This is a genomic window from Hydrogenophilus thiooxidans (genome assembly GCF_019049855.1).
GTDB lineage: Bacteria > Pseudomonadota > Gammaproteobacteria > Burkholderiales > Rhodocyclaceae > Hydrogenophilus > Hydrogenophilus thiooxidans.
Map to the genome: position 1 here is coordinate 1 of NZ_JAHLSY010000063.1, position 966 is coordinate 966.

General features: G+C 60.8%; 1 protein-coding gene. It reads right to left on the minus strand.

Annotated features, from left to right (window positions below; genetic code table 11):
• Positions 1-966 (minus strand): elongation factor Tu (gene tuf, locus KUL93_RS11265; protein WP_217127128.1); only part of this gene is annotated, 966 nt, incomplete at its 5' end.

A 966-nucleotide genomic window follows, 5' to 3' on the forward strand; every position in this document is an offset into this window, starting at 1 on the left:
TCACTCGATGATTTTGGAGACGACGCCGGCACCCACGGTACGGCCGCCTTCGCGGATCGCAAAGCGAAGACCTTCTTCCATTGCGATCGGCGCAATGAGTTTCACCGTGAGTTTGACGTTGTCACCCGGCATCACCATTTCCACCCCTTCCGGCAGTTCGATCGCACCCGTCACGTCGGTGGTGCGGAAGTAGAACTGCGGACGGTAGTTGGAGAAGAACGGAGTGTGACGCCCCCCTTCTTCTTTGGTGAGCACGTACACTTCGCATTCGAAGTGGGTGTGCGGGGTAATGGTGCCCGGCTTGGCGAGCACTTGCCCGCGCTCGACCTCTTCGCGCTTGGTTCCGCGCAGCAGCACCCCGACGTTGTCACCCGCTTGCCCTTGGTCGAGCAGTTTGCGGAACATCTCCACACCCGTGACGGTGGTCTTTTGCGTCGGACGCAGTCCGACGATTTCGACTTCGTCACCCACTTTGACAGTGCCGCGCTCGACCCGACCGGTCACGACGGTACCACGACCCGAGATCGAGAAGACGTCTTCGATCGGCAACAGGAACGGTTTGTCGATGTCACGCTCCGGCGTCGGGATGTAGCTATCGAGCGTCTCGGCAAGTTTGAGGATCGCCGGTTCGCCCAGCTCGCTTTGATCCCCTTCGAGCGCTTTGAGCGCCGAGCCTTTGACAATCGGGGTGTCGTCACCCGGAAATCCATACTGGTTGAGCAGGTCCCGCACTTCCATTTCGACGAGCTCTAGCAGCTCCGGGTCATCCACCATGTCGCATTTGTTGAGAAAGACCACGATGTAGGGTACGCCCACTTGACGCGCAAGCAGAATGTGTTCGCGCGTTTGCGGCATCGGGCCGTCCGCCGCCGAGACCACCAGGATCGCGCCGTCCATCTGCGCGGCACCCGTGATCATGTTCTTGACGTAGTCGGCGTGCCCCGGGCAGTCGACGTGCGCGTAGTG